Annotated in this window: 27 protein-coding genes; 24 read left to right on the top strand and 3 right to left on the bottom strand. The window is 70.7% G+C overall.

From position 1 onward, the window contains the following. The first annotated feature begins 43 nt into the window (after positions 1 to 43). Both POD19_RS07895 and POD19_RS13030 read left to right on the top strand, forming a co-directional pair. Positions 44 to 817 (top strand): AraC family transcriptional regulator, encoded by a 774-nt coding sequence (locus POD19_RS07895; RefSeq protein WP_168167988.1) that lies wholly within the window; start codon positions 44 to 46, stop codon positions 815 to 817. Between the two features lie 240 nt (positions 818 to 1,057). Then, positions 1,058 to 1,396, top strand: coding sequence for a hypothetical protein (locus POD19_RS13030; protein WP_445299760.1), 339 nt, complete (start codon positions 1,058 to 1,060; stop codon positions 1,394 to 1,396). Here POD19_RS13030 and istB read toward each other — a convergent pair. Together istB and POD19_RS07880 are read right to left on the bottom strand one after the other, a co-directional pair. Continuing rightward, the gene (istB, locus tag POD19_RS07885; RefSeq protein WP_010078636.1) at positions 1,380 to 2,165 is read right to left on the bottom strand and encodes an IS21-like element helper ATPase IstB; all 786 of its coding nucleotides are present in this window, start codon (positions 2,163 to 2,165) and stop codon (positions 1,380 to 1,382) included. The two genes, POD19_RS13030 and istB, sit on opposite strands and share 17 nt — an antisense overlap. Further along, complete coding sequence (locus POD19_RS07880) at positions 2,162 to 3,685, bottom strand: IS21-like element ISMlu14 family transposase (protein ID WP_031943827.1); 1,524 nt, start codon at positions 3,683 to 3,685, stop codon at positions 2,162 to 2,164. Before POD19_RS07880 ends, istB begins: the two co-directional genes overlap by 4 nt. A 309-nt stretch (positions 3,686 to 3,994) precedes the next feature. Here POD19_RS07880 and POD19_RS07875 point away from each other — a divergent pair, with 309 nt between their 5' ends. From POD19_RS07875 to POD19_RS07810, 14 genes are all read left to right on the top strand, one after another. Next, the gene (locus POD19_RS07875; protein WP_144819123.1) at positions 3,995 to 4,798 is read left to right on the top strand and encodes an ImmA/IrrE family metallo-endopeptidase; all 804 of its coding nucleotides are present in this window, start codon (positions 3,995 to 3,997) and stop codon (positions 4,796 to 4,798) included. Continuing rightward, complete coding sequence (locus POD19_RS07870) at positions 4,798 to 5,712, top strand: bifunctional DNA primase/polymerase (protein ID WP_020627596.1); 915 nt, start codon at positions 4,798 to 4,800, stop codon at positions 5,710 to 5,712. Before POD19_RS07875 ends, POD19_RS07870 begins: the two co-directional genes overlap by 1 nt. Continuing rightward, a complete protein-coding gene (locus POD19_RS07865) occupies positions 5,709 to 6,365 on the top strand; it encodes a DUF2637 domain-containing protein (RefSeq protein WP_020627597.1) in 657 nt (218 codons plus the stop codon). The genes POD19_RS07870 and POD19_RS07865 overlap by 4 nt, the downstream gene beginning before the upstream one ends. After that, on the top strand, positions 6,362 to 6,793 hold the full coding sequence (locus POD19_RS07860) for a hypothetical protein (RefSeq protein ID WP_020627598.1): 432 nt from the start codon (positions 6,362 to 6,364) through the stop codon (positions 6,791 to 6,793). Before POD19_RS07865 ends, POD19_RS07860 begins: the two co-directional genes overlap by 4 nt. Before the next feature lie 80 nt (positions 6,794 to 6,873). Then, complete coding sequence (locus POD19_RS07855) at positions 6,874 to 7,734, top strand: hypothetical protein (protein WP_043281843.1); 861 nt, start codon at positions 6,874 to 6,876, stop codon at positions 7,732 to 7,734. Next, a complete protein-coding gene (locus POD19_RS07850) occupies positions 7,731 to 8,804 on the top strand; it encodes a ParB N-terminal domain-containing protein (protein ID WP_020627600.1) in 1,074 nt (357 codons plus the stop codon). The genes POD19_RS07855 and POD19_RS07850 overlap by 4 nt, the downstream gene beginning before the upstream one ends. Positions 8,805 to 8,880: 76 nt before the next feature. Then, positions 8,881 to 9,579 (top strand): hypothetical protein, encoded by a 699-nt coding sequence (locus POD19_RS07845; RefSeq protein ID WP_020627601.1) that lies wholly within the window; start codon positions 8,881 to 8,883, stop codon positions 9,577 to 9,579. Positions 9,580 to 9,593: 14 nt separating this feature from the next. Further along, on the top strand, positions 9,594 to 10,769 hold the full coding sequence (locus POD19_RS07840) for a M23 family metallopeptidase (protein ID WP_020627602.1): 1,176 nt from the start codon (positions 9,594 to 9,596) through the stop codon (positions 10,767 to 10,769). Beyond that, positions 10,769 to 11,035: a DUF6112 family protein gene (locus POD19_RS07835; protein ID WP_043281856.1), complete on the top strand. Its 267-nt coding sequence runs from the start codon at positions 10,769 to 10,771 to the stop codon at positions 11,033 to 11,035. Before POD19_RS07840 ends, POD19_RS07835 begins: the two co-directional genes overlap by 1 nt. Before the next feature lie 81 nt (positions 11,036 to 11,116). Further along, positions 11,117 to 11,386, top strand: a complete 270-nt coding sequence (locus POD19_RS07830; protein WP_020627604.1) for a DUF6112 family protein — start codon at positions 11,117 to 11,119, stop codon at positions 11,384 to 11,386. A gap of 40 nt (positions 11,387 to 11,426) precedes the next feature. Further along, positions 11,427 to 12,920 carry a conjugal transfer protein TrbL gene (locus POD19_RS07825; RefSeq protein WP_043281858.1) on the top strand — a complete coding sequence of 498 codons (1,494 nt, stop codon included), beginning with the start codon at positions 11,427 to 11,429 and terminating at the stop codon, positions 12,918 to 12,920. A 3-nt stretch (positions 12,921 to 12,923) separates the two neighbouring features. Next, a complete protein-coding gene (locus POD19_RS07820; protein WP_020627606.1) occupies positions 12,924 to 14,384 on the top strand; it encodes an SCO6880 family protein in 1,461 nt (486 codons plus the stop codon). 52 nt (positions 14,385 to 14,436) lie between these two features. Next, on the top strand, positions 14,437 to 15,273 hold the full coding sequence (locus tag POD19_RS07815; RefSeq protein ID WP_070708980.1) for a hypothetical protein: 837 nt from the start codon (positions 14,437 to 14,439) through the stop codon (positions 15,271 to 15,273). After that, positions 15,270 to 16,763 carry an ATP-binding protein gene (locus POD19_RS07810; protein ID WP_070708981.1) on the top strand — a complete coding sequence of 498 codons (1,494 nt, stop codon included), beginning with the start codon at positions 15,270 to 15,272 and terminating at the stop codon, positions 16,761 to 16,763. The genes POD19_RS07815 and POD19_RS07810 overlap by 4 nt, the downstream gene beginning before the upstream one ends. A gap of 54 nt (positions 16,764 to 16,817) precedes the next feature. Here POD19_RS07810 and POD19_RS07805 read toward each other — a convergent pair whose 3' ends face one another. After that, a complete protein-coding gene (locus POD19_RS07805; RefSeq protein WP_101966154.1) occupies positions 16,818 to 17,813 on the bottom strand; it encodes an arsenic resistance protein in 996 nt (331 codons plus the stop codon). 54 nt (positions 17,814 to 17,867) lie between these two features. On the opposite strand from POD19_RS07805, the gene cmtR reads away from it, so the two are divergent. The 8 genes from cmtR to POD19_RS07765 all read left to right on the top strand — a co-directional run bounded on the left by cmtR (position 17,868) and on the right by POD19_RS07765 (position 23,100). Continuing rightward, positions 17,868 to 18,227, top strand: a complete 360-nt coding sequence (gene cmtR / locus POD19_RS07800; RefSeq protein ID WP_043278786.1) for a Cd(II)/Pb(II)-sensing metalloregulatory transcriptional regulator CmtR — start codon at positions 17,868 to 17,870, stop codon at positions 18,225 to 18,227. Beyond that, positions 18,224 to 18,895: a cation diffusion facilitator family transporter gene (locus tag POD19_RS07795; RefSeq protein WP_371204940.1), complete on the top strand. Its 672-nt coding sequence runs from the start codon at positions 18,224 to 18,226 to the stop codon at positions 18,893 to 18,895. The genes cmtR and POD19_RS07795 overlap by 4 nt, the downstream gene beginning before the upstream one ends. Next, positions 18,892 to 19,200, top strand: a complete 309-nt coding sequence (locus POD19_RS07790; protein WP_020624338.1) for a hypothetical protein — start codon at positions 18,892 to 18,894, stop codon at positions 19,198 to 19,200. The genes POD19_RS07795 and POD19_RS07790 overlap by 4 nt, the downstream gene beginning before the upstream one ends. Positions 19,201 to 19,440: 240 nt before the next feature. Next, positions 19,441 to 19,998 carry a hypothetical protein gene (locus POD19_RS07785; RefSeq protein WP_051050192.1) on the top strand — a complete coding sequence of 186 codons (558 nt, stop codon included), beginning with the start codon at positions 19,441 to 19,443 and terminating at the stop codon, positions 19,996 to 19,998. Beyond that, positions 19,995 to 21,791, top strand: a complete 1,797-nt coding sequence (locus POD19_RS07780) for a type IV secretory system conjugative DNA transfer family protein (protein ID WP_020624340.1) — start codon at positions 19,995 to 19,997, stop codon at positions 21,789 to 21,791. Before POD19_RS07785 ends, POD19_RS07780 begins: the two co-directional genes overlap by 4 nt. Positions 21,792 to 21,844: 53 nt before the next feature. After that, positions 21,845 to 22,300 carry a single-stranded DNA-binding protein gene (locus POD19_RS07775; RefSeq protein ID WP_020624341.1) on the top strand — a complete coding sequence of 152 codons (456 nt, stop codon included), beginning with the start codon at positions 21,845 to 21,847 and terminating at the stop codon, positions 22,298 to 22,300. A 15-nt stretch (positions 22,301 to 22,315) separates the two neighbouring features. After that, the gene (locus tag POD19_RS07770; protein ID WP_070708793.1) at positions 22,316 to 22,888 is read left to right on the top strand and encodes a hypothetical protein; all 573 of its coding nucleotides are present in this window, start codon (positions 22,316 to 22,318) and stop codon (positions 22,886 to 22,888) included. Then, a complete protein-coding gene (locus POD19_RS07765) occupies positions 22,885 to 23,100 on the top strand; it encodes a helix-turn-helix transcriptional regulator (RefSeq protein WP_020628096.1) in 216 nt (71 codons plus the stop codon). Before POD19_RS07770 ends, POD19_RS07765 begins: the two co-directional genes overlap by 4 nt. Positions 23,101 to 23,148: the final 48 nt, after the last annotated feature.

The raw sequence follows: 23,148 nt of genomic DNA, 5'->3' as shown, positions 1-23,148 counted from the left end.
CGCCCTAGAGACTGCTGAGAGCATGCACGTCCTGCGTCCTGGCATGTCTCTTGCCCTCGGCACCGGCAAATGGTGCCGCGTGCGCCCATCCCCGTCCGTACGCATCTGGGCCATCTACGCCGACGAGCAGTTCTGGCGCACCCAGATGGCATGGTTCCTCCCTGACGCAGAACGAGTGATCGCAGGAGTACACCCCCTCGAGTGGGACGGCCGCGCAATCGTCCTTGCGCCAGGTATCGCTGTGCTGCGGCATGTCGAGCCGATATGGCGACAGATGAGCGTACTGCGCAGCGGGACCCACTCGCCCGAAGTCGTCGCGACTCACACTCTCGAGCTTCTCGCACGATGGATGAGGCTGATACTGCCGACTTTTCTGGACGAAGCGCCGGACACCCTCACGACACCGTGGACACCCATCAATGGACGACTGACCGACACCGGATCTATTGGCTACGTCGGTCAGGCAATCCGGTTGCTTCGCGGGCGCATCGCAGAGCCGTGGACCGTTGGAGCGCTCTCACGCGAACTCTCCCTCTCACGGACCCACCTCACCCGCATGTTCGTACAGTACGCCGGCGCCGCACCAATGCGTCTACTCACTGAACTCCGGCTCACCGAATTCGCGCGGCTCATCGAAGAAACCGACATTTCCGTAATGCGTGCCGCAAGCGAAGTCGGGTGGAGCGATCCGCGCGTAGCATCCCACTGGTTTCTCCGTCGCTACGGCATCACGCCGACACAGTACCGGCGCACACCACATACGGTTCCTGAGGATCGACAAAGCCACGCTATCGCTGTCAACGACACCAGCCGGTAACCTCTGCGGACTCGTCGTATGAACCGCTCCACTCGACGCGTGTCCCACGTTTCGCCGGCGACGTCGACAGGTCTTGGACTGCCGTGTAGAACACGTCAAATACGTCGGGTTCATCGCGGAGCCTGACGGCCACAGGCCCAGTCCGTTGTCCGTCTCTCTTCTTCCTGATCCGCCCGGCGCACCTCATGGTCGCAAGGGTCAACGGCTTGTGCCGTTGGCCTCGCCGGGAGGAGGTCATTGATGGCGACGGACGAGGAGGCGCGAGCAGCGCGGGATGCGCGGCTCCAACAGCTCCATGAGCGGCTAACGGCTGCAGTCGATCAGCTCGTCTCGGGTGAGGACTGGAAGCGTGCGCTGGAGTTCGCGGCCCGGTTCCGGGCGAAGTCGTTCAACAACACGCTGCTGATCTGGGCTCAACATCTCGATCTCTACGAGTGTCAAGGGCCATTGAGTTCTGCCCATAGGCGGCCAGTGTTTCTTCCCGCTGGTGGCCATCAGAACTGCCCACTGGTGGCCAGCTGGTTTGCCCGTTTGGGTGGTGGTGCTGGCCACCGTGATGGGATCAGTTCAGTGGCATGACTCCCTTCCCGGCCATTGCCTGGGTCATCCGTACGGAGTCTCCGGTGGTCTGGCACACGTGGGCGTGGTGCAGGAGCCGGTCCACGGTGGCGGTGGCCAGGGTCTTGGGCATCAGCTCGTCGAAGCCGGCCGGGTGCAGGTTCGAGCTGATCGCTACGGAGCGTTTCTCGTAGGCGGCGTCCACGATGCGGTAGAGGCCCTCGGCGGCATCGTCGGCGACCGGCAGCAGGCCGATGTCGTCGATGACGATCAGGTCGGCGCGCAGGATTCGGGCGACGGCTTTGGTGATGGTGTCATCGGGCCGGTGGGCCCGGATCATCGCCCCGAGGTCCTCCAGGGTGAACCAGGCCACCCGCTTGCCCTCCTCCACGGCCTGCTGGCCCAGGGCCTCGAGGAAGAAGGTCTTGCCGGTGCCGGAGGGCCCGCAGACCACGAGGTTCTCTCTGCGCGAGAGCCATTCCAGGGTGCGCAGGGACTGCTGGGTCGGGGCCGGGATCGAGGAGGCGCCCGGATCCCAGGTCGTGAAGGTCTTGCCGGTGGGGAACCCGGCGGCCTTGCGCCGGGCGGCGAGCATGGATCGGGCCCGACCGGTGGTCTCCTCGACCAGCAGGGCCTTGAGGACCTCGGCCGGCTCCCAGCGTTGGGCCCGGGCGGTGGCCAGTACCTCGGCGGCGATACCGCGGGCGTGGGGCATCTTCAGCTGCCGCAACAGCGCCTCCAAATCGGCCGGCAGCGCCGGTGCGGCGGTGTTCGGGGTGTGGATGCTCACCGGGCTGCCCCCTCGGTGTTGGAGGTACCGAGGCCGGCCCAGCCGGCGGTGCCCTGGGTCAGGGACCGTTCCTCGGTGGCGGTGTGCATCCCGGTGCGGTGGCCGGCGGCGGTGAGCAGGGAGGCCAGGTCGCCGTGGGCGAAGCGCTGGTGCACCGCGGCCACCCCGAGGGCGCGGTCGACCTGGTCGGTGCCGGCGAGCTTGGCCAGGGTGACGGCCTCGGCCATCTTCTGACCGATCCGGCTGGTGCCGGCCGCGGCGGCCTCCACCAGCCAGGTCCTCGCTCCGGCCCCGATGGCCAGGAACTCGGCCTCCGCCGCCGAACGGGGCACCGGGGTGTAGTCCCCGGGCACCTTGTCCGTCTCGTGGCCGGGGAAGTGCGCGTCGTCGATGGCCGGGGACCCGGGCCGGGCCACCCGGTGCCGGGCGACCTCCACCGGCCCCTGCGCACCGGCGTGCATGATCACCACCATCGAGTCCGGTCCGGTGCCGTGATGGCGCACGAACACCTCGGCCCCGAGCAGGTGCGCGGGCACCGAGTACTGGGCGTTTTCGAAGGAGACCATCGGCGTGTTCTCCGGCACCTTCCGTCCCACCCCGTAGGCCACGGTGTGCGCCGTGGCGGGGATCCGATGCAACGCGCTGGTCTCCTCGGCGAGCATGTGGTCCGGGCGGCGCCGGGTCACCCGGTGCTCCCGGGAGTTCACCATGGCCATGAACCCCGCGCAGGCGGCCTCGAGCTCAGCGAACGAGGCGTACTGGTCCCGCAGGTTGGTGTCCTTCGGGACCAGGTCGGCCTTGGCCAGCTTCACCGCGTTCTCCACCCCGCCCTTGGCGGCCGGATCCGCTGGCTGGCAGGTCAGCACCTCCACGCCGTAATGCCGAGCGAACGCCACGGTGGCCTGGTTACGCACCGGCACCCCGGCCACATGAGAGACCGTCACTGTCTTCTCGTTATCCGTCAGCACATAGGTCGGCGCGCCCCCGATCAGCCGGAAGCACCGGTCCAGGGCGGCGAACACACTCGGAGCCGTCCTATCACGCAGGGCGATGACGATCCGGTAGCGGGACCAGGCCAGCCAGGCCACGAACAGCACCGTCTTGGCCCCGTCGATCGCCGGCCCATCGCCGAAGTCGTACTGCAGCCATGCGCCCGGCTCGGTGATCCAGGGCCGGTGCACCCGGCGCTTCCCGGCCCGCCAGGCGGCCTTCACCTCGGCCACCGCCCGCCGGGTGGAGCGCTCAGAGCCGGTGTAGCCCATTGCGGTGAGCTTGGCGTGCACGACATCGGCGCGGATCCTGCCCGTGGAGGCCTCGACCCATTCCTCGATCTTGGGCAGCCAGACATCGGTGACCTTCGGGCGGCTGGCTCCGGATCCAGGGGTCTGGCCGGCGTCGCGGGCCCGCACCAGCCGGGCCACGGTGTGATGGGAGCAACCGGCCAGCTCGGCGGCGCCCCGCAATGACTTGGTCAGGTCATAGGCACTGAGTATTTTCATGGTTTCTGCGGCATCCTTCATTCAGGGCCTCTTCCTCGCTGGATTCGATTCGACACCGATATCCAACCCGGGGAGGAGGCCCCCGCCGGCTCACGACGCGGCGGGCAACGAGCAACGCGGGCAAACCAGATGGCCAGCACCGGGCAGTTCCCGTGGCCATCACTGGGCAGTCCTCATGGCCGTCAGCGGGTCATTCCCTGGCCACCTATGGGCAGCTTTTCATGGCCGCTTACATACGAGGCAGGTCGCACAAGCGCGCCAGAGCCGACCTTCGTGGCCGGTTACAAGCAATGGAAGGCGCTGGGTCGCTCTCCGCTGGCAGGCGGGTCGATGCAGATCTTCGCCCCGCTGATGGCGCGGTTCGCGTCCTCGACACCGCAGAACCCCGGATCATGGCGCCGCCTGGACAGGTACGAGAAGCCGAAGCCCGGAGAAACGGTCCGGTCGAAGATGGTCCGCGCGATTCCGGTGCGTGTCTGGGACGTCTCGATGACCGACGGCCCGCCGATCCCTGAACGCCCGGCGCCGACGCTGATGGAAGGCCAGGCACCGGACGGCTTATGGGAAGGGCTATCGGCACTGGTGGCGGCCGAGGGCTTCGCGGTGCTGCGGGTCGAGCACGAGGGGATGATCCACGGCGCGAACGGCCTGACCGACTTCCAGGCGCGCACGGTCGCGGTGCGGACGAACATGGACGACGCCGCGCAGGTGAAGACCCTCGCGCACGAGCTCGCGCATGTGATGCTGCACGGCCCCGACAGCCCGGATGCGACCGGGCATCGAGGCGTCGGCGAGGTCGAGGCCGAGTCCGTGGCGCTGATGATCGGCGCCGCGCATGGCATGGACACCACCGCCTACACGATCCCGTATGTTTCGGGCTGGGCGGGCACGGTCAAGGACAAGGACCCGGCCGAGGTTGTGCAGGCCACCGGCGAGCGTGTCCGCAAGGTCGCCGTGACGATTCTCGACGCGCTACCCACCGTTCAGGTCGGCACGGGCGACCCGCCCGGCCTGTCCCGTGAGTCGACTGGGACTTCGCGTGTGGCTGGCTCTAAGCGGATCGCACCCCAGTCGGTGCCGGGCGAGTCGGCGCGTTCGTCGCGTCCTGCGGACGTCGCGGTGAGGAGCCTGTGATGAGCGTCGCCAGCGTCCTCTCCTCGGTGTCGACCCTTCCATTGCCACAGGCCGCCGCGCTGCTCGCGGCTGCTGGGGTGCCTGTGTTGCCGTGCGTGCCGGGCGCGAAGAACCCGCTGTTGAAGCCCGATGAGGAGAACCCGGAAGCGCAGCCCGGCGGGTTCCACGCGGCAACCATCGATGCCCGTCAGGTGGCGGCGTGGTGGCGGCGGTGGCCGTCCGCGAACATTGGCATCCCGACCGGCGCTGTCTCCGGGGTCGTGGTCGTCGATGTGGATCGCAAGCCCGGCGGTGACGGGTTCGCGGCGTTCGAGCGCTCCCGCCGTGCCGGCCTGGTGCCGGGATGGCTGGCCGCGGTCAGGTCGGCGTCGGGCGGGGCGCACTTCTACTTCCCATCCGACCCGGACCGGCCGCAGCGGTCGTGGCAGGCGGCGAAGGCGCATGTGGACTTCCGCGGCGACGGCGGCTACATCATCGTCCCGCCCTCGGCCGTGACAGGCGCCGGCTCCTACGAGTTCGTCGCCGGTGCCGACCGTGCGCCCGCACCGGTCGATGCGGCTCGGCTGCGGGACTTCCTCGACCCGCGCCCGGAGCCTGCCCCGCACCAGGTACGCGGCCCGATCCGGTCGGAAGATGCCACACGGCTGGCCGCGTGGGTCGGGATGCGCGCCGAGGGCGAGCGCAACCGCGGCCTGTTCTGGGCATCGTGCCGTCTCGCGGAGGCAGGCATGTCGCTGCCGGAGATGGTCGACGCGCTTGCCCCGGCCGGCGAACGAGTCGGCCTTGCGCCGCGAGAGGTCGAGACCACGATCCGTTCTGCGTACCGCGTCGCGCACGCCCGGCCCGCATCCGTCGTCGGGCAGGGCGATGCGCCGCAACGGCCGGTGCGGCTCACGGGGCAGGTGCTCTTATGAGTACCGCGGTACGGACGCGGGGCGGCGGGGTCGCGGTCGTGACGGCCTTGGCCGGGACGGTGTTCATCGCGGCCGGCGCGTTCTGGCTCTCGTTCACCGCCCTCGCGGACCTCGCTCGCCGCTCGGGCGTGGATGCCGGGCAGGCCTGGGCGTGGCCGCTCATCGTCGACGGGATCATCGTCGTCGCGACGGTCGCTGTCGTCGCCCTCGCGAGCCAGCGGTCGGCTTGGTACCCGTGGCTGCTGCTCGCGGCCGGTGCGCTGGTGTCGGTGACGGCGAACGCGATCCACGCCGTCGTCGCGGCCGACGCCGACGTGCCCAGCGTGCTCGCCGCGTGTGTGGCGGCGGTACCGCCGATGGTGCTGCTGGCGATCACGCACCTCACCGTGATCCTCACCCGCCCCCTTCCCGCGAGCATCGAGCCCGCCGAGGAGCCTGCGCCTGATGAGCGCGTGCCTGATGCTGCGCCAGCGCCGCTGGCGGTCGGACCGGTGCGCCAGGCGAGCCGGGAGCTCGCAGCGCGCCTGCGCGAGGAGGAGGGCTGGTCGAACAAGGCCATCGCCCGGCGCCTGGGCGTGCACCCCTCCACCGTGGGTCGCTGGTTCACGGCCCCGCCCGCACTGACGAGGCCTGAGGAGAAGGAGACGCCATGAACGACGACCAGCACACGACCGCCCTGCACGAGCGCGTCGAACGCGCCCCGGACTGGCCGGAGCGCGACGAGACGCCGCGGGAGGGCGAGACCTCGGCGCTCGCCCGGCACCGCGACCCGTCGCTGACCAAAGACACCACGGAGGCGGCGAAGAAGCAACGGCCGGGCGTGGAGTGGGTGCGCCCGACCGACCTGATGGTCTCCCGCTCGGCCAGGGTTGCGGGACGGGGTATCGACTTCCAGGCTGAGCTCGCCCGCCGCTCCCGCCGGGTTCCCGGCCAGGCGTACCGGGCAGCGCGCACCGGGGCGCGCACTGGTGTCCGGTTCGTGAGCGAGCGTGCCCGGAAGCTGCCGCCCGTGACGGCGTTCGGCCGCGGGTCCGGGGAGCACTACTCCTGGGTGTCTCGCTCCGGGATCGGGCTCGGGTAACCATGTTCGCCCCCGGCGCGACGGCGCGAAACCAAGCCGCTGGGGGCCGTGTGCGCACCTGCCTGTCAGGAGGTGCCGTCATGGAGACTGCCACGGCCCGCAAACGGCGGGAACGATTCGACGATTCGGAAGCGCTGCGCGCCCTGCTCACCCGCCTCCACGAGGCGGGGCGCGGAGCGTGGCGCCATGACCCCGAGGCCGCTGCGCTCATGGAGCACGCGGCGAGCAAGTACGCGGCGCTGGCCCGCAAACACGGACTGGACCCGTGGGAGGCGGCGTCCGCGGCATTCGAGGCGATGCGCGGTGCCGCGACCCGCCGGGCGGAGGACCCGTGGGCGGTGATCACGCGGGCGGTGCAGGTGACGTGCACCGCGGAGGAGCGCGGCAACGGGCTGCTGTGCTCCGTTCACCAGGCCCGCCGTCCCCGCTACTCGGTGTTCCACGATGCGGAGCGGTTCAGCGATCGGGAGAACCCGCTGCCCGACTACCACCCCGCGTTCCGGTTCGACCCATTCACCGACGACGAGCCCGACGACGAGGACCCGGCGCCCGAGCGAGCGGTGAACGTGACCGCCGCCATCGAGGACACCATCGCGTTCCTCACCCGGGTCGGGTGGGAGCCAGAGACCGCGCGGGCCGCGGTCGAGTACGTCACTGCCCGGCTCACGGAGGCGTCCTCGCGGGCGTCGGCGTTCGAGGTGCTGCGCCGAGACCGGCAAGCCCGCGCCCTCCTCGACCTCCCCGGCGCATCCTGGACGGCGCTGCTGCGGGCCGTGCTCGGCGTTCCCGACCCGGCACTCGCGCACACGAACGCCGGCCGCGGAATGCTCCGCCGCCTGCTGATCGGCCAGCCGCTGCGCGCACTCCTCACAGACGACGATCTCGTGATCACCGCCGGGCTCGCCGCACCCAGATTCGATGCCGGGAGCGGCGGGCGATGAGCACGCCGCTGGAAGGCCGAATCGAGCTGGAGCGCGCCGTCGATTCGATCGTCGTCGGCGCGCGGCACAGGCACGACCACGGCGACCTGATCCCGCTGGTCGAGTCGATACGCCGCCACGGGCTGCTGCAGCCGATCACGGTCACCCTCGACGGGCACCTGATCTGCGGAGCCCGACGGCTCGCGGCGATCAAGCTGCTCGGCATCAAAACCGTCAACGTGTGGGTACGCTCCGGCGTCTCCGACCGGCTCGGGCAGCTCCTCGCGGAGCAGGACGACAACCAGCTCCACAAGCCCCTCACCCAGCTCGAAGCCGCCGCCCTCTACCGCGAGCTGAAGGCCCTGCTGGCCGAGGACGCCGCGCGCCGACAGGAGGCCACCCGGTTCCAGGCGTCCGCCGACGACGCAGAAGACGGTGGTGCCAATTTGGCACCACCGCAGATCGAGCAGGGCAAGACCCGTGCGCAGGCTGCTCGGATGGTCACTGGCCGCGCCTCCTACACGACGTTGGAGCGCATCGGCCGGCTGGAAGACCTCGCCGCGGACGAGTCCCAGCCCGAGGCGGTGCGGGCGCGCGCCGCGCAGGAGGTCGAGCAGATCAAGACCGGCGGCAGCGTCTATCCCTCGCATCTGCGCGTGAACGCGGAGCTGTCGCTGGCGGAGCTCGACCAGCTCGCCGCCGACCCTGCCCAGCCCGCCGAGCTGCGCGAGCAGGCCCGCACCGAAGCGGATGCGGTGCGGGCGGCGGAGCGGGAGGCGAAGGCTGCGGAGCTGGAGCAGTTGGCGCAGGCCGCGCTCGCCCGCGTCAAGGCCGCCAAGACCGGCAGGAAGGCGAAGCGGCCCGCGCTGACGGCGGTGGAGCCGGGTGTCCCGGTGCCGTTCCCGCTGAGCGTGTTCACCGCGACGTGGGACGACATGGCCTCGTGGTGGGAGCACTACGACCCCGCCGATGTCGGCCCGGCACTCACCACCGAGCAATGGGCCCGGTTCGAGGAGACGATCGCCGGCACCGTCACGTTCGCCGATGCCGCCCGTGCCGCCCGGGAGGACCGGGCCGAGCAGACCGCCTGAACAGGGCGGGGGGCGGTGGTGCGCACCTTCCTGGCAACCACGCATCCCTGTTGCCGTCCGGGAAGGACCCCTGTTCATGGACCCCGCCGCCCCCGATGACCGTCGCCGTCGTCGCCTGCTGATCGCCGCCACCGCCGCAGGCCTCGCCCTGCTGATCCTCGTCGGCGTCGGCATCTACGGACTCGTCCACGGCCCCGCCGCGGCCGACCCGGCGTCGAGCGAACGCCCGTCTACCACGGCTGCGCCTGTGACGCCCGGCCCGATGCCGGGCGGTGAGCTGGAGTCGCTCCGGCAGAACCTCGGCCCGGAAGCGTTCGCCCGCGCGGTCGCGACCGCCCTGTTCACCTGGGACACCACGACCGGGCACACGCCCTCGGACTATGCGCAGGTGCTCGCGGATGCCGCCCACGGTTCCGAGGCGGATGCGTTCGTGGGCGACGTGCGCGCCTACCTGCCTTCTGTGGAGGCGTGGGCGCAGCTGCGACAGTATGCGACGCGCCAGTGGCTCACCATCGACGAGGTGTTCATCCCGGAGGCGTGGGAGACCGCCGTCGACCAGGCCGCGCCCGGCCAGATCCCGGCCGGGGCGATCGCCTACACCTTCGAGGGCACGAGGCACCGCGACGGCACCTGGGGCACGACGCCGGTGGAGGCGTCCCGCCCGGTCGCGTTCACCGTGTTCCTCGTCTGCAACCCGCCCACGCCCGGCCACGGCGCGGCATCAGGTTCGTGCGAGGTGCTGCGGCTGTCCGAGCTCGACAACCCGCTGCACTAGCCGGGAGCGTCGTGATGAAGAAGCTCGCCGTCCTCGCCCTCACCCTGCTGCTCATCGGGCCCTCCACGGCCCTGCTGGGCGTCGCCGCGCTCGGCGGCACCTCCGCGACCGCCGCCGTCTGCACGCCCGGCTCACTCGCGGTCGGCCCGATCCCGGACTCGCTGACCACGACGACCCGAAACGGGGAGACGGTCACGCTGAACCGGCAACAGCTCACGCACGCGGCGACGATCATCACGGTCGGCGGGCAGACCGCCGGCGTCGGCCGCGACGGTGTGCTCATCGCGCTCATGGCCGCCCTCACCGAATCCACCCTGCGGATGCTCGCCAACACCAGCGCCTACCCCGAGTCGGCGAACTATCCGAACGACGGCAACGGTTCTGATCATGACTCGCTCGGCCTGTTCCAGATGCGCCCCGCCAGCGGCTGGGGCACGGTCGCCGAGCTCATGGACTCGGCTTACCAGGCCAGGGCGTTCTACGGCGGCGAGTCCGGCCCGAACTACCCGTCCCCGCGGGGGCTGCTCGACATCCCCGGCTGGCAGCAGCTCGACCCCGGCGAGGCCGCCCAGGCCGTCGAGGTCAGCGCCTACCCGGACAGGTATCAGAACTACCAGCCAGTCGCGCAGGCGATCCTCGACGCCCTCACCCGCCCCGCGCCCTCCGGCAACGGCGGCGGGGATGAGACACCGGTCGTGCCCGAGACGACCAGGATCGTGTTCCCGCTTCCCGAGGGAACCTGGGTGCGGACGAGCCCGTTCGGGTGGCGCAACGACCCGATCACCGGGGAACGACGCTTCCACGCAGGCTCGGACTTCGCCGCCCCCGACGGCACCCCGATCTACGCCGTCGCCGATGGCGTCGTGGTGCGCGCGAACTACACCGACGCAGGCGGCGGGATCATCGTCATCGAGCACACCGTCGGCGGGCAGCGGGTCGCGTCGATGTATGTGCACATGTGGCAGCACGGCATCCACGTCGCCGACGGCGACACCGTGACCGCGGGCCAGCACATCGGAGACGTCGGCTCCTCCGGCCACTCGACCGGCCCGCACCTCCACCTGCAGATCCACCCCGGCGGCGCCGGAGCGGACCCGGTGGACTCCGACGCCTGGCTCACCGAACACGGTGCCGGAGGGATTGCGGGCGGCGATGCCGCCCCCGCCCTGTGCACTGCCGGGGGCGCGTGATGGACGTGTTCCCCGACTTCGGCGGCGTGGGCGGCGCCGCAGACCTGCGCTCCATCGTCGGCGCGCTGCTGATGTTCGTGCTCGTCACCGCGGTGCTCATGCTCATCGTCTGCGCCATCATCTGGGCGATCAGCGGAGCCTCCGGCAACTACCAGGCAGCGACCAAGGCCCGCACCGGCCTGCTTGTCGCGGTCGGCGCCGCCGCGCTATCCGGTGCCGGCGTTGCCTGGCTCAACTTCCTGCTGGACGTCGGCACCCGGCTCTGACCGTCCTTGCCTGTGCGGCTGGGAGCGAGTGCGCACCTGACCGTCGAGAACCCCGTCTCGACCAGTCAAGGGAGCACAACCGTGATCGACATCGACCCCAACAGCTCGGGCCTTCCGGGCATCGAGCAGCTGCGCATCATCGTCGGCGCCGTCATGACGGTGGGCCTGATCCTCTCCGTCCTCGCCCTGATCGTCTCCGCGATCGTCTGGGGTCTCGGATCGAACAGCAGCAACCCCCACCTCGCCAGCCGCGGCAAGGTCGGCGTCCTCGTGAGCTGCGGGGCGGCGATCATCTGCGGCGCGGCGGTGACGCTGGTGAACTTCTTCTGGGGCGTCGGGCAGGCCGTCTAATGACGACCCGACATGACTTCCGACGGCGGGGGTGGGCGCGGTGAGCGTCTGCGACGTCCCGGTCATCTCCTCCGTCTGTGACGCCGTGGGCGAGGGCACCGCCTCCCTGATCGCGGCCCCGTTCGACTGGCTGGCTCAGGCGATGGCGGGGGCGGCGGCGTGGCTGTTCGAGGCCGTGTGGTGGGTGTTCGACACCACGACCCTCGTCGACGTCACGAGCGCCGAGTACGTCGGCGTCTACAACGTCCTCTTCGGCGTCGCCGTGTTCGTGATGCTGATCTTCTTCTGCCTCCAGCTCATCACCGGCCTGGTCCACCGCGACCCGACCGCCTTGTCCCGTGCCGCGCTCGGCCTCGCCAAGTCCGTCCTCGGCTCGTTTCTCGTCATCACGCTGACGGCGCTGCTGTTGGAGGTGACCGATCAGCTCGCGGTCGGGATCGTGCAGGCCACCGGGAACACGATGGAAGGGATGGGGACCCAGATCGGGCTCCTCGCCGTCGCCCTCGGCGCCATCAACATCGGCGGCCCTGGCGTCGGGGCGATCCTCACGATCTTCTTCGCCGGCCTAGCCATATCGGCGGCGGCGATTGTGTGGTTCTCCCTGCTGATCCGCAAGGCGCTGCTGCTGGTGGCGGTCGTGTTCGGCCCGGTCGCCCTGGCCGGGGCGACGTGGGATGCGACGAAGGGCTGGTTCGCCAAGTGGGCGGCGTTCGTGATCGCCCTGATCTTCTCCAAGCTCGTCCTCGTCGTGATCTTCCTCGTCGCGATCGGGCAGGTCTCGGCCCCGATCGAGGCCGACCTGGCCTCCATCTCCGACCCGATCGCGGGCGTCGTGCTGATGTTCATCGCCGCGTTCGCCCCGTACATCACCTACAAGTTCCTGTCGTTCGTGGGCTTCGACATGTACCACGCGATGTCGTCCGAGCAGGAGGCGAAGTCCGCGCTGAACCGGCCCGTGCCGGTGCCGTCCGCCCCGCAGGCCGACACGGCCAAGAAGGTCCTCGACGGCGGCACCGACCCGGGCAGCAAGCCGCCGAGTGGTGGAGGCGGCGCGGGCGGAGGCTCGACACCGCCCCCACCTCCTCCCGGTGCGTCGGCTGCGGCCCCGGCCAGCGCGGGAGCCGGCACGGCGGGCACCGGCGCCGCCGCATCAGCCGGAGCAGGAGCAGGGGCTGGAGCTGGAGCTGGAGCTGGAGCGGGCGCCGGAGCTGCCGGCGCTGGCGCGGCTGGTGCCGGTGCGGCCGCGGGGCCGGTCGGTGCCGCGGTGGTCGTCGGAGCCGCCGTGGTCAAGGCCGCAGCGACCGCCGGTCCGAAGGCAGGCAGAGCGGCGGGCGGCGCGGCGGACAGTCAGGCCGGCGCGGCGGCCGAGCAGGCATCCCCGCCGCCGTCGCAGGGCGCCCCGCCGCGTCCCGCACCGTCGACACCGCCTCCGGCCACGCCGCCCTCTCCCGGGCCTGGAGAGTCTTCGCCCGCGCGCCAGCGCCGGCAGGACCCGCCGCCTCCGCCGTCGTCCGCACCGGCCGGGAAGGAGTAACCGATGGTCACGAACTCGCCTAGCGACTACCCGCTGGCGCCGGTGCAGTTCTCGCGGCTCGCCAGGCGCGGCATCATGCTCGGTCTGTCCCTGCCGCAGCTCATCGTCCTCGGTATCGCGGTGCTCACGGTCGTCTTCTCCCTCTACACCGCCGACGGGATGGGCTTGGCCTGGACCGCACCCGTCTGGGGGACCTGCGCCCTGCTCGCGGTGATCCCTGCCGGGGGCCGGAAGGTGATCGAGTGGGTGCCGATCCTCGCCCGCTGGGCCGCCCGGACCTATCTCGGGCAGCTCATCTACCGGCGCCGCGTCATCAAGCCCCGCCCCGCCGGGACCCTCGCCCTGCCCGGGGATGCGGCACCGCTGCGGGAGTGGGAAGACCCCGAGACCGGCGCGGCGATGGTCCACGACCCGCACGCGCAGACCCTCACCGCGATCCTCGGCGTCTCCCACCCCGCGTTCGTGCTCCTTGATCCGGGTGAGCAGCAGCGTCGCGTCTCCGGCTGGGGCCGCGTACTGGCCGCCGCCTGCAGGTCCGGGCGGATCGCCCGCATCCAGGTGTCCGAGCGCACTCTGCCGGATTCCGGGACGGGGCTGGCGGAGTGGTGGCGCACGCACGGCACCGACGACGGCTCCTGGGCCGCGACCACGTACGCCGAGCTCATCGAGCGTGCCGGCCCCGCCGGAGAGCGCCACGCGACGACCATCTCGCTCGCGCTCGACATGAAGGCCGCCGCCCGGCAGATCAGAACGAGCGGTGGCGGGATACGCGGCGCGGCTGCGGTGCTGCGGCAGGAGATGAGCACGCTGACGACGGCGTTGCGCGCCGCGGAGCTCAGTAGCACCGGGTGGCTGACGCCGGGCGAGGTCGCCGTCGTCCTGCGCTCGGCTTACGACCCCGCCGCCGCCCCGGCGCTGGAGCGCCACGGGGACCTGGGCCGTGACCTGGCGACCGCAGGTCCGGTCGCGGTTACCGAGACCTGGGACCGGCTGCGGTCGGACTCCGCGCACCATGCGGTGCTGTGGATCACCGAGTGGCCTCGCTCGCAGGTGTATCCCGGCTTCCTCGCGCCGCTCGTGCTGTCCAACGGCATCCTGCGCACCCTCGCCCTGCACTACACCCCGGTGCGCGCCGACCAGGCCGCGCGGGACCTGCGGAAGAAGAAGACCGAGCTCATCTCCGATGCCGCCCAGCGGCGCAAGATCGGGCAGATCGACGACGCGGCCAGCAGCGCCGAGCTGGACGACGTGCTCCAGCAGGAGGCGGACCTGACTGCCGGGCACGGCGTCCTGCGCGTCTCCGGCCTCGTCTCCGTCTCTGCGCCGACCGTGGACGAGCTCGACGCGGCGGTGGCCGCGGTCGAGCAGGCGGCGATCCAAGCGTCCTGCGAGACCAGGCGGCTCGTCGGTCAGCAGGCGCAGGCATTCACCGCTGCCGCGCTGCCGTTGTGCCGGCCGGTCTGACCCGGCGCACCTGCTCACCAACCGTCACGCCTTCCTGTGAGGAGCCCCGATCATGCCGACCTTCGATGACCCGCTCGCGGACGCCGCTGAGGCGTCCGCCGCGCTGCGGGGCCTGGCCCACGCGACCCGCACGTTCGAGAGCCCCGCCGACACCCACCCGGTGATCGGAGATCTGCTCGCCGGCGTCAGGTCGCTGCGGCAAGTGCTCGACCAGCTCGCAGCCGCCCACATCAGCGCCCGCGCCAGGGCGCACGACGACGCCGGGAACCAGGCCGCCGGCGCAACCTCGGCCCTCGCAGCTGCCGATGAGCTGCACCAGGCCGGCACCCTGCTGGACACCGTGGAGTGGCGGCTGGACGCCGCCTCCCAGCACTCCGGTCGCATCGCCTGGCACCCCGCACCTGCCGTCGAGGACGGCCCGGCGAGGCGGTGGGTCAGCGTCGTGTTCCTGGAAGGCGCCGAGGCCGATGAGGTGCTGGAGCTGATCGACCGCGACGGGACGGATGCAGCGATCGAGCACCTGGCCGGGCACGACTACGGAGCGGAGACCACCCAGGCCGCGCTCGAGAACGGATACGTCTACGACGAGCCCCCGGCAGGTGTGCTCGACAAGGTGGCCACCCACGACGTCTACACGCTCACCTACAACCCCTTCCTCGGGCACGTCTCGCTGCTGCGCAAGCACGACACCGTGCCCGACCCGGCGCTCCTCGGCATCGACACCCCGGCCTCCGCACCCGCATCGGAGTCGAGGCGGGAAGCGGAACGCGCCGCGCACAAGTCCACGCGTGCAGTCGGCCCCGCGGTCAGCCGGGGGCGAGACGGGGCCGACTGGTTCACCCGCCGCCCCGGCGCCGCCTCCGCACACGGACGGGGGCTGGCGCTGTGACCGGGCAGGACGACAGCCGCCTGCACACCGCCGTGCTCGTCGGTCCCGAAGGCGAGCGGCGCCGGGCACGCAAGGCCCGCCGGCAGGCGGCGGCGAAGGTCGAGACCGATGCCCGCCAGCATCGCAAGGCACAAGCTCGGGCGAAGTGGGAGGCGGAGCAGGCTGAACGCCGCAACACGAGCTACCTGCCCGCCTCCGGCGAGGCGGGGCCCGCGGCGTTGCGGACGCCGGGCCGGTTCCGGCTCCCCAAGCACCAAGACACCTCCGCGACGCTCGCCGGCCAGTACCCCTTCCTGGCCGAGGCCGGCCTCGGCAGCCAGGGCGTCTTCGTCGGCCAGGACCTCTACAGCGGCGGATCGTTCGTCTACGACCCCTGGGTGCTCTATCAGCGCGGCCTCATCACGGCGCCGAACGTCGTGCTCGCCGGGATCGTCGGCTCCGGCAAGTCTTCCCTGGCGAAGTCGCTGTACACGCGCAGCCTGCCGTTCGGACGCAGGGTCTACGTCCCCGGCGACCCTAAGGGCGAACACACGGCTGTCGCGGAGGCGGTCGGCGGACGGGCGATCATCCTCGGCCACGGCCTTCGCAATCGTCTGAACCCGCTCGATGAGGGCCACCGGCCATCTGCCGTGTCGGATACGGAGTGGGCGATGCAGGTCGCCTCCCGCCGCCGCGACCTCATCGGCGCCCTCGCAGAGACCGTGCTGGACCGGGCGCTGTCGCCGTTGGAGCACACCGCCATCGACCTCGCCCTCCGAGACGCCGTCCGCAGCGCCGAGGTGCCGATCCTGCCGATGGTCGTCGACCGCATCCTCACCCCCAACACGGGGGACGATGAGGACGGTCGGCTCGCGGAAGACGGTCGTCTCGTCGGCCACGCGCTCCGTCGGCTTGTCGCCGGAGACCTCCAAGGCCTGTTCGACGGCCCCTCCACGGTCAGGTTCGACCCGTCGCTGCCGATGGTGTCGCTCGACCTATCGCGGGTCGCGGAGAACAGCACGCTGATCTCGGTGCTGATGACCTGCTCGTCCGCATGGATGGAGTCCGCTCTGTCCGACCCGGCGGGCGGGCAGCGATGGGTGGTCTACGACGAGGCGTGGCGGCTCATGCAGTACCCGGCGCTGCTTCGCCGCATGGACGCCCAGTGGAGGCTGGCGCGGCACTTCGGAATCGCGAACATGCTCATCTTCCACAAGCTCTCCGACCTCGACAACGTCGGCGATGCCGGGACCGCGATGCGCGCCCTCGCCTCGTCGCTGCTGGCGAATGCGGAGACCCGGATCGTGTACCGGCAGGAGCCGGACCAGCTCGGCTCCACCGCCCTCGCGCTCGGGCTCACCGGCACCGAGCAGAAGCTGCTCCCCGGCCTGGGGACCGGTCAGGGGCTCTGGCGGATCAAGGACCGCTCCTTCGTCGTGCAGCATCAGCTCCATCCCGCCGAGCTCGCCGCGTTCGACACCACCGGCCGCATGACCAGCGAACCCACGTAAGATCACGAATCCTGAAGGCAGTTGAGGCGGGAACCCACGGGCCGAGGGGCCATTTCAGAGTATCTGAGGTCGTGAGTTCGCGGTGTCGATGTCGTCGGGGAGCAGTCGCGGGATGAGCCGCACGAACACGACCATGACGATGAGCTCGACGAGGGTCTGTGTGACAACGACGAGCGGAGCAAGGTCGAACGCGGCGGGTAGGGCGAGGACGAGCGGGAGGACGACGAGGGAGTTGCGGGTCGCGCCGCTGAACACGATCGCGCGGCGACCGGGGACGTCGATCCGGGCAACCTTCCCGGCGGCGGCACCGATCGGGACCATGACCGCGGCGAACAGGATGTAGACGGGGATGGCGAGCAGGAGCGCGCCGAGCTGTCGTCCGACGCCGGCGATCTGGGAGGCCACCACGACAGCGAGGCTGAGCATCATGAGCGGCACCATCGCCCCCAGCACGGTGCCCTGGATCGCTACGCCCCAGCGGGTGCCGGCGGCGGCAAGCTGGGTGAACCCCGCGGCAACGAGAGGCAGCGCGATAAGCAGCAGGAACGCCTCGATGAACGGGGCGAAGTCGACCGTGGCGACGAACTCGGCTCCGACGAACAGCCAGAGGTAGAGCGGCAGCAGGAGCATCTGCGCGAGCATCAGCAGTGGTGCGGCCGCGAGCAGCCGATCCTTGGCTCCACCGGCGATGCCGGTGAACACGATGACGTAGTCCACGCATGGCGTGAGGAGGACGAACAACACGCCGATCAGGAGCACCTGATCGTGGGCGACGATCCGCGAAAGGACGTAGACGACGATCGGGACGGCGACGAAGTTCACCGTCAAGACGGTGACGAGGAAGCGCCAGTCGCGGAACGCCTGCCCGATCTTCGCGAACGGCACCCCGAGGAAGGTCGCGTAGAGCAACAGCCCGAGCACGGGGTTGATCGCCAACTCCGCCGGGTGCGCAATCGCCGGGATCAGCAGCCCGATGCCCGCGCCGAGGACGAACGCGGCGAGGTAGAGGGGCACCTGCCACCGCTCCATCCACTCGACCGCCGTCCGCATGAGTCTTATCCTTCCAGCCTTCCAATAGGTCACTGATCGCTGTATAGCCAGTGTGTGCTGACTCTTGCTTCTCGGGTGGACGTGATGAACCGGCTCGGCCGGGCGATGGCCGACCCGACCCGCTCGCGCATCCTGCTGTCGCTGCTGGAGCAGCCGGGGTATCCGGCGAAGCTCGCCCGCGACCTGGACCTGACCCGTACAAACGTGTCGAACCACCTGTCGTGTCTGCGTGGTTGCGGGATCGTGGTTGCCGAGCCCGAGGGTCGGCAGACTCGGTACGAGATCGCCGACCCACACCTGACGGCGGCGCTCGTCGCGCTGGTGGATGTGACGCTCGCCGTCGACGAGAGCGCGCCGTGCCTGGACCCGGCCTGCAGCGTGCCCGGCTGCTGCGACACCGAGGCCACCGCATGATGAGCGCGCCGGCCCTGACCGACGAGCGCCGCGCCCAGCTGCACCGGCGGGTGCGGTTCATCGTCTTCTTCACGATCACCTGGAACGTCATCGAGGCTGTCATTGCGCTCTCGGCCGGCGCGGTTGCGTCGTCTGCGGCGCTGATCGGGTTCGGTCTGGACTCGGTGATCGAGGTCGCCTCTGCCGCCGCGATCGCCTGGCAGTTCACTCGCAGAGACCCCGAACGGTGGGAGAAGGCCACCGTCCGGGTGATCGGGGGCGCGTTCTTCGCCCTGGCCGTGTACGTCGCCGTCGATGCGATCCTCGCCCTCACCGGCGTCCGCGACCCGGATCACAGTCCGGTCGGTATCGGGATCGCGATCGCCAGCCTGATCGTGATGCCCGTCCTGGCCTGGTTCGAGTTTCGCACCGGCCGGGAGCTGCGCTCCAAGAGCGTGCAGGCCGATGCGAAGCAGCTTCTGCTGTGCATCTACCTCTCCGGCACCGTCCTCATCGGGCTCGTCCTCAACGGCCTGTTCGGGTGGGCGTGGGCCGACTCCATCGCCGCGCTCGTGGTGGCGGGCCTGGCGATCCGTGAGGGTATCGAGGCTTGGCGCGGCGACATCGAATCCCCCTTCGAGGTGCTCGAAGACCTCGACCACGACGACCACGAGGAGGTCACCCCGTGACCCACATCGGCCCGCTCAACGGCCTGCCCATCGCCTGCACGCTGACCCCCACCGCCGGCAAGGCGCAGATCGAGAAGTGGCGAGCATTCGACGAGGACTACGCACTCGAAACGGAACGCACCGACACGCGGCTGACCATCCACTACGCCAAGGTCGAGGACTCCATCGCCCGCCTTCGCGGGCTGGTCGAGGCCGAAAGCTCCTGCTGCTCCTTCGTCGACTGGCGCATCGAGGAGCAGCACTCGGACCTGCGGCTCGTGGTGACCGGCTCCCCGCAGCAACTCGCCGCCCTCAACGTCGGATAGTCCAGCCCGAGCCGAGCGTTCACCATTCCTGCGATTCCTTCACGAATCGTGAACTCCTCGCACTAATCCTGAACGTTCGTCAGCCGCGGAGCACTGGCCGTACTCGCCCGCGTACCTGATGGATATGAGACTGCGACCGACTTACACCGCGAACGAACTCACGGCGGTTGGGACAGATGCGCACGAGTTCGGGAATCTCGACGTGCCTTCAGGAATCCCGAACGATCGGCAGGATTCCTGATGCTCCGGCCCCGCTACAAGCGATCCTGGGGCGAACCCGCATCCCGAAGCGGGAGTGCCGAGCCCGTGCCGGTCGTGCTCCCGCTCGTCGCCATCACCATCGCCGAGGACGGCCGCATGACCGTCACTGTCGACGGGGCGCCGTTCGAGCCGGAGCCGTTCGCGCCGCCGTGGCGGCGGGAGGACTTCGCCCGCGTCCTCGACCAGCTCACCGACCTGCGCCGCTCCCCGGTGCGGGTCGAGGTGCGCGAAGCGGACGGAACCGTGTTCACCGACATCATCACCCCGAGCAGGCGCCGCCGCACCGAACCCGATCCAGAGCCGGCATCGGAAGAACCGGCCCGCCGACCGGCGGCGGAACTCGTCGCGCTGCACGGGGAAGGGTTCGTTCCCGGCGAGGACGTCGCGATCGCCGTCGTCATCGCCCACGGCGATGCCGCCCCGGACGGCACCATGCGCGGCCTCGTCGAAGCCCACCAGCTCGCCGGGACCCCGACCCGCGAGGTCATCCTGCTCGGCCGCGTCTCCGGCACCCTCACGATCGGCCACCCCGAATGAGCACGCCCCGGCCCACGGGAGCGCTCGGGGACGAGCTGAGCAACCTCGGCATCGGCATCCTCATCGGCACGGCGGTCCTCGCCGCCATCCTCCGCGGCGCCGGGTCCGTCGCCGCCTGGATCACCGGCGTCAACCAGCCCACTGGCGGAGTCGAAGCCGGACTGGGCGTGCTGCTGGGCCCCGGTGACCCAGCGACCGCGCTCGGCGCACCGGGCCTGAGCGCCGTGGCGTACTGGATCACCGCCGGTCTGCTGGTCCTCGGCGCCGGAGTGGCCGGCTGGTGGACGTGGCGGTTCTTCCGCGAGCACGGCCGTCAAGTGAATACCGACCCGTACCGCATCGCCGGGATCGCCACCCGCAACGAGGTCGCTAAGGCCGCCTCGGAGGCGGCGCTGCTGCGCCGGGCCGGTCACCTGCGGCCCTCGCTCCACCAGCCGCAGCCGAAGGATGTCGGCTACCGGATCGGCGCCTCACATGGCACGAGCGTCTGGGCGTCCGTCGAAGACAGCATCCTGCTGATCGGCCCGCCCCGCTCCGGGAAGGGCGCCCACATCGTCATCAACGCCATCTTGGACGCCCCTGGCGCGGTCGTCACCACATCGACGCGGCCGGACAACCTGACCGCGACGCTCCGCGCCCGGCAGAAGATCGGCCCTGTCGCGGTGTTCGACCCCCAGCACCTCGCCGAAGGCCTACCCGCCGGGCTCAGGTGGTCACCCATCCGCGGGTGTGAGGACCCTTTGACGGCGATGATCCGCGCGACCGGCCTTGCCGCCGGCACCGGTCTCTCGGCCGGCGGGGTCGAGGGAGGCGGGTTCTGGGAGGGCAAGACGAGGACCGCGCTCCAGGCGCTCCTCCATGCCGCCGCCCTCGATCACCGGCCGCCCTCGGAGCTGTTCCGTTGGACCCTCGACCCCTCCGCCGCCGCGGACGCAGTGGCGATCCTCACCGCGAACCCGCGAGCGGCGACTGGGTGGGCGGACTCGTTGCAGGCGATGATCGACTCCGACCCCCGCACGCGCGACTCCATCTGGCAAGGCGTCTCCCTCGCCCTCGCCGCGCTGGCAGACCCGCGCGTGCTCGACGCCGTCTCGCCGCGCGAGGACGAGGACTTCGACCCCGAAGCGTTCCTCCGCGACCGAGGAACCCTCTATCTGCTCGCCACCGGAGCCGGCGCCAACAACTCCGCTGCGTTGGTGGCGGCGTTCGTGGAAGACGTCGTGGAAGCCGCCCGCCGCCTCGCCGCCACGAGCCCCGGCGCCCGCCTCGACCCGCCACTGCTGCTCGCACTCGATGAGGTCGGCAACCTCGCACCCTTGCCCTCGCTGCCGACGCTCATGGCAGAGGGCGGCGGAACCGGGATCACGACCATGCCCGTACTCCAAAGCCTCGCGCAGGCGCGGGAGAAGTGGTCGGAGAACGCGGCCGGCGCGATCTGGGACGCCGCTATCGTCAAGATCGTCCTCGGCGGAGCGTCGAACTCCAAGGACCTGCACGACCTGACCACGCTCATCGGCGAGCGCGACGAAGTGACCGACTCCACCACGGTCGGAGACCACGGCTCCCGCTCCGCACAGCGCTCCATCCGCCGCGTGCCGATCATGCCGCCCGACACGATCCGCACCCTCCCGTTCGGGACTGCACTGGTGCTGCTGCGCTCCGCACCACCCATCGTCACCCGATTGCGGACCTGGACCGACCGGCCCGACGCGAAACAGCTGCGCGACGACCGGGCCGACATCGAGGCGACGCTGCAGCACCGCTCGGAGGAGCCGCCGGGCGCACCTGCCTGACAGAGCGGCCCCACCGTGGGGTCGCCGCCGATGTCAGAAAGAGGGGCAGTCCAATGGCTCTCCACACGCAGGAATCCGTCTCGGGGTTCATCGCCTCCGACCCGCAGCTCACCTACACGGAGCGGGGCGATGCCCGGTTCTACGCCAAGATCGGGCAGGAGCACTATCGCAAGGAGCCGGACGGGTCGTTCACGCAGACCGAGACGACCTTCCACGACCTCGTGGCGTTCAAGAAGACCGCCGAGCGCGCCCACGACCGGCTCGCCAAGGGAGACAAGTTCGTCGCCGAGGGCTACACCCGCGAGTACGACCGCGCCACGCCGGAAGGCGAGGTGGTCAAGTCCGAGGAGTTCGTCGCGAAGAAGCTCGGCCACGACCTCGCCCGCACGAGCTACGAGGTCGACCGCACCCGCCGCCAGCCCGCCGTCACGCAGGAGACCGCGGGGCAGACCGTCGATGTCGGCGCCCGCCGCGAATCACGCGGCGCCGCACCGGCGCTCGGGCTCTGAACGGCGGTGACCGTGATGAACCAGAACGACACCGCCCCCGAGACCGACGAACCGGACCTGGACGGGGAGGCCGCGGAGTTCGACGGGCCGCTGATCCCGGAGCCTCCGCACCCGATCAACTGGAACCTCCTGACCAGCGAGGAAGCGGAGGCCGAGTGGCTGGAGCTGAACCGCTGGGTCGACTGGCTCCGCCGCACCTACGGGCTGCCTGCTTCGGTAGTTCCGCCGTTCTGGCACCGCCACCCGGAGCTGTTGTGGGAGCTGAGCGCTCTGCACCTGCATTGGCTGTCCGCCTACGACCCGGAGCAGAACGGCTCCGCGCCGCTGGGCTGGCATCGCGACTTCGCCGACGCCCGCCAGCGGCTCCGCGACTGGGTCGCCGCTTCCGGAACCCGTCTCGACCGAGACCGCCCGACCCGGCAGACCACCTGGCCCGGCGAGGACCCGGCAGGCCCGGTCGAGGACACGATCATCGCTCACCGGGATCAGGACTTCGTGCAGTTCGTCCTCGACGATGTCGCCGCGCGCCGCCAGGCCGAGGACGACTTCTATGCCGGACTCGACCCGAACACCGGAGAAGTCGCATGAGCGATACCGGCGGCACGATCGTGGTCTCGCCTCTAATGGACAGTCGGGAGATCGCCGCCTATCTCAAGGTGTCCGAGTCGACTTTGTCGAGGTGGCGTTCGGCTGGTCAGGGGCCGCCGTTCCTGCGGCTGGGCGGGATCGCCCGGTACCGCATCGACGCGGTCGACGCCTGGCTGGCTGGGCTGGAGGACAGCCATGCCCCGGAAGGGTGAGCCGCTCCCGCACGCGCAGCCAAAGCCGGTGCCTCCGGTCGGCGTGAA

This window comes from Micrococcus sp. GPGPB33, from assembly GCF_037853785.1.
Lineage (GTDB): Bacteria > Actinomycetota > Actinomycetes > Actinomycetales > Micrococcaceae > Micrococcus > Micrococcus luteus.
This window is presented reverse-complemented; position numbering and strand designations above follow the sequence as displayed.